The organism is Clostridium sp. UBA6640, assembly GCF_002455975.1.
In the GTDB taxonomy this organism is placed as follows: domain Bacteria; phylum Bacillota; class Clostridia; order Clostridiales; family Clostridiaceae; genus Clostridium_J.
Genome location: NZ_DKLM01000016.1, coordinates 1 through 5,108 on the forward strand (window position 1 = coordinate 1; position 5,108 = coordinate 5,108).

The 5,108-nt window shown below is 30.4% G+C and carries 3 protein-coding genes and 1 tRNA gene; all 4 read left to right on the forward strand.

Annotated features, from left to right (window positions below; all coding sequences use genetic code 11):
• Positions 1 to 242 precede the first annotated feature (242 nt).
• The 4 genes from B2W91_RS02150 (at position 243) to B2W91_RS02165 (ending at position 4,944) form a co-directional block, all read left to right on the forward strand.
• A tRNA-Trp gene (locus B2W91_RS02150) sits at positions 243 to 318 on the forward strand.
• Positions 319 to 1,052: 734 nt separating this feature from the next.
• A complete protein-coding gene (locus tag B2W91_RS02155) occupies positions 1,053 to 2,135 on the forward strand; it encodes an ABC transporter ATP-binding protein (RefSeq protein ID WP_291578628.1) in 1,083 nt (360 codons plus the stop codon).
• Positions 2,135 to 3,100: an ABC transporter permease gene (locus B2W91_RS02160; RefSeq protein WP_291578629.1), complete on the forward strand. Its 966-nt coding sequence runs from the start codon at positions 2,135 to 2,137 to the stop codon at positions 3,098 to 3,100. Before B2W91_RS02155 ends, B2W91_RS02160 begins: the two co-directional genes overlap by 1 nt.
• The gene (locus tag B2W91_RS02165) at positions 3,100 to 4,944 is read left to right on the forward strand and encodes an extracellular solute-binding protein (protein ID WP_291578630.1); all 1,845 of its coding nucleotides are present in this window, start codon (positions 3,100 to 3,102) and stop codon (positions 4,942 to 4,944) included. The genes B2W91_RS02160 and B2W91_RS02165 overlap by 1 nt, the downstream gene beginning before the upstream one ends.
• Positions 4,945 to 5,108: the final 164 nt, after the last annotated feature.

Genomic DNA, 5,108 nt, shown 5'->3' on the forward strand with positions numbered 1-5,108 from the left:
ATTGATTATTTCTTAAAGTTACGCAGTAATTTTTTTAAAAGACTAACAACATAAAATTGCTAGTCAAAGATATGTTTAAAGAAATTATTTTGCCTAAAAATAATTTCCACCTCAAATTGTCAATTGTCCATCGTCAATAAATTGTCAATTGTCCATCGTCAATTCTTCATTGTCTAAGTTCTCCATTGATTAACTTTATATTGACAATATATACTAAAATATGATAAGATAATCTTCGTTATAGGGGTATGGCTCAATTGGTAGAGTAGTGGTCTCCAAAACCATTGGTTGCGGGTTCGAGTCCTGCTGCCCCTGCCAAATACCTAATATTTTTAGGTGATTTTTTTAGGGTGATTAAATAATTTATAGCGTTTAAATTTGAGATATTAAAAATGTCCTTCAATTGAATTTGGGGGATATTTTTATGTATTTATGAAAAACATGAAATTTATAGAGATATTAGAATATAATATTATAAATCACTTGACTTAATGATATACTTGTTAAGTAAATCAATTGTCTAAATTTACATTAAATAAATATAAATAAATTGTAGAATTTTCTTGATAGCTTTGGTATAATCTAAGCTGATGGCTTTATTATATAGGTTATCATTTTATAAATTTAAGAGATAAATATTAAAAATTTTATTTTGAGATAAGAGGGATATTATGAGTACGGATAAGTCGATAAGTAGTAAAAACCAATTATTTAAAATAAATAAAGAAGAGGGGTTAATGGAGAAAATAGGAGCAACAGTATCTTAATAAAAAAGTAGTTTTAAACAATATTAAGATAACGTTGGTTAACGCTTTGGAGTTTGTCCTAAATTTATAAAGTAATTTATAATCCATATACATAGACAGCTAGTTTTATCAAAAAGATAAATGCTTATGAAATCTACACCCCTGCAATTTTTATGCAGGGGTTTTTTATTTTTTTATATAACATGATTTAAGGGATTTGATGATTTCGAGTTAAAATTGTCAATTATACAAAGTTAGTAATTTTAAATTTACATAAACAAACAATATAAAGTAGGGGTGATTTTCTTGATTGACGTAATGGTTCAATTAAAAGGTATTAGCAAAAGATTCGTAGGAAGTGATTCCTTAGCAGTTAAAGAGGTTTCTCTAGATATTAGGAAGGGAGAATTTTTAACAATTTTAGGTCCCAGTGGGTGTGGTAAGACAACAACATTAAGAATGATAGCAGGTTTTGAAGATCCAAGCATAGGTTCTATCTCGATAGATGAAGAAGACGTATCAAAAGTACCTGCATACAAAAGATGTGTTAACACAGTATTCCAAAGTTATGCATTATTCCCTCATATGAATATTTTTGAAAATGTAGCTTTTGGCTTAAAAGTTAAAAATGTGTCAGAAGGCCAAATTAAAGCAAGAGTAAGTGAAATGTTAAAAATGGTTCAACTTGAAGGTTATGAAAACAGAATGCCAAATGAACTTTCAGGTGGTCAAAAGCAAAGGGTTGCTATAGCAAGAGCTGTTATAAATAATCCAAAAGTGCTTTTATTAGATGAACCTTTGGGAGCATTAGACTTAAAACTTAGAAAACAAATGCAATTAGAGTTAAAACAGCTTCAAAGAAAGTTAGGTATTACATTTATTTATGTAACCCACGATCAAGAAGAGGCATTAACTATGTCTGATAGAATTGTAGTTATGAATAAAGGTGTTATAGAACATGTTGGCACTCCAGCAGAGATCTATGAAAAACCAAGAACTAAGTTTGTTGCAAATTTTATTGGTGAAACTAATCTATTTGAAGGTACAATTTTAGAAAAAGGTGAAGATAGATATCTTATAAATAAAGATGATGGAGAAGAAATACTAATAACTGATTCTCCGATTTCTATGACACAGGATATTTGTCTTGCAATTAGACCAGAAAGAATTAAACTTTCAAATAATGTTGATATTGGAATGGTTGGAATAAAGGTAAATGTTAAAGAAAGAATTTATAATGGTTCGGTTATTAAAACCGTTGTTGTTACTAAAAATGGCATGGAGTTCGTTGTATCAGAGCCTATAAGTGATGTATACTCCTTAGATGCCCATAATAAACCATACGTGTTTGCCACATGGAACCCTAAACACGCAGTGGTGGTACAATAATGTGGGGTAAACTTAGCAAAGCTTTTTCAAACTTTCTTGGAAAGCTATTGCATAGGACAGAAAATAAAAATGCTTCATTAGAGAGTCAAGAGGGTTTTAAGAGAAGATTTTTAAAGTCTGCCCCAATATTTAAAACCATAGGTCCAGTGGCCATATGGTTAATTACATTTTTTATTGTTCCGCTACTTCTTGTGCTAATAGTTAGCTTTCTATCAAGAGGTGAATATGGAGATATTCAGTTACCTTTTACATTGGACAATTATAAAAGATTATTATCTCCTGTATACGGACAAATATTAATCAAGACATTAATTATTTCTATTAGTACTACTGTAGGATGTTTGATTATAGGATATCCATTTGCATATTTTATAGGAAGAGCTAATAAAAAATATAGAGGACTTCTATTACTTTTAGTTATACTTCCATTTTGGACTAATTCACTAGTTCGTACTTATGCATGGATAATATTATTAAGAACGGAAGGGGTAATTAATACCTATTTAATGAGATTTGGATTTATTTCCAATCCGATACAAATGCTCTACACAGATGGTGCTGTGTTTATAGGAATGCTTTATATAATGCTACCGTTTATGGTACTTCCTATTTACACTTCTATAGAAAAATTAGATATGAGTTATATAGAAGCTGCCAATGATCTTGGTGCTTCACCATATAAAACTTTTAAAGAAATAACTTTACCTTTAACTATGCCTGGTATTGTAGCAGGATGTATGCTTGTATTTATACCAACATTAGGTTATTTCTTTATATCAGATTTAATGGGTGGAAGTAAGACAATGCTTATTTCTAACCTAATTAAAAATCAGTTCCTAACCTCCAGAGATTGGCCATTTGGTTCAGCTATAGCAGTAATTGTAATAATACTAATGCTTATAGCTATTGGCCTTTACTTTAAAGGAACTACACCGAAAAAGGGTGCAGAGGAGGTTAGCAACTAATGGATAAGAAAAAAAATTTATTAAGTAAAATATATGCAGCTTTAGTATATGGATTTTTATATTTACCAATTTTAGTTTTAATAGTATTTTCTTTTAATAAATCAAAGTTAAATGCTACATGGTCAGGATTTACGCTAGATTGGTATAAAAGTCTATTAAATAATGCTCAAATATTAGAGGCGTTAAAAAATAGTTTAATTATAGCCTTTGTGAGTACTTTTTTTGCAGTAGTTATAGGTACACTAGCTGCTATTGGTATGTATAGGTATAAATTTAAGGGAAAAAAGGTTATGGAAGGATTATTATATATTCCAGTGGTTATTCCAGAAATAGTTATGGGTATATCAATGCTTGCCTTTTTTTCCTTACTTAATTTAGAAGCAGGATTATTAACTTTAATACTTGCACATATAACATTTTGTATTGCCTATGTTATTATAGTGGTTAGAGCAAGATTAGACGGATTTGATATTGCTTTAGAAGAGGCTGCACTAGATCTTGGTGCTACCCCTTGGCAAACTCTAACTAAAGTTACATTGCCAGTAATATCACCAGGGATTATAGCAGGAGGATTGCTTGCATTTACTTTATCTTTAGATGATGTTATTATAAGCTTTTTTGCTTCTGGGCCAGACAGTAATACACTGCCACTTAAGATATTTTCAATGGTTAAGTTTGGTGTTACTCCAGAAATAAATGCTCTATCAACATTAATGATGGTATTTACTTTAAGTATGGTACTTATTGCTGAAGGTATAAGAAGAAATGCTCTTAAGAATAAGAAGATTAAAAAAGCGTTATCAACAGTAGTAGTTTCACTAATGGTATTTGGAGCAGGCTTTATTATATTTGGAAATGTAGGACAAACTGAAAAAGAAGTATTGAATCTATTTAACTGGTCTGAATTCTTACCTGAATCAGTTGTAGAACAGTTTGAAAAAGAATATAACGTAAAGGTTAACTATGCTACTTTTTCTTCCAATGAAGAAATGCTTGCAAAGCTTATGGGCGGTAATATATCTTATGACCTAGTGGTTACTAGCGATTATGCTATTGAGATAATGATTAAGCAAAATTTAATCCAAGAAATAGATCAAGATAATGTACCTAATCTTGAGAACATAGATGAAAATGTATTAGATTTAGGGTTTGATCCTAATAATAAATATAGCCTGCCTTATATGTGGGGAGGCAATTATATAGTAGTGGATAGAAGTAAAATATCAAAAGAAATCACATCCTTTGATGGATTATGGGATAGTGAGTTTAAAAATTCTATGGTTATCTTAGATGACCCAAGAGTTATTGTAGGTATGGCGCTTCAAAAGAATGGATATTCTATAAACACTACAAATCCTGAAGAACTTAAAAAGGCGAAGGAAGATTTGATAAAGTTAATGTCAAATGTAAAAGCTTTTGATAGTGAATCGCCAAAGACCTTATTAATAAACGGAGAAGCTTCAATAGGATATGTATGGGGTACAGAGGCGTATCTTGCAAAACTTGAGAATCCTAATTTAGAAACAGTTCTAACAAAAGAAGGGGTAGTTCCACAGTATGACAACTTTGTTGTACCAGCAAATGCTAAAAATAAGAGGTTAGCAGAGGAATTTATAAACTTCATTTATAGACCAGAAGTTAGTGCTCAAGTATCTGAAGAATTCCCTTATGCAAACCCAAATCAAGCAGCTTATCCTCTAATTGATCCAGATAAGTTAAATGACATAGCTGTCTATCCGCCAAGAGAGGCAGTAGAAGGTAATGAGCTTATTAAAGATGTAGGAGAAGCTACAAGATTATTCGACGATATATGGACTGAAGTTAAAAATAGTAAAAAGAAATAAACAATTAAGCCTTGGGAAACCAAGGCTTAATTTATTGGTAAATTTTACAGAAAATCATATTGTTTTACGAACATATGTTTGATATTATATATAATATAGATATGTAATTTTAAATTTAATCCACAGTTCACAATGCACAATTGATTCTGTAGCGGCGAACTTAA

Excerpts from the sequence above, each read along its gene's own strand:
- B2W91_RS02160 (WP_291578629.1), top strand. The coding sequence starts at position 2,135 with ATGTGGGGTAAACTTAGCAAAGCTTTTTCAAACTTTCTTGGAAAGCTA.
- B2W91_RS02165 (WP_291578630.1), top strand. The coding sequence starts at position 3,100 with ATGGATAAGAAAAAAAATTTATTAAGTAAAATATATGCAGCTTTAGTA.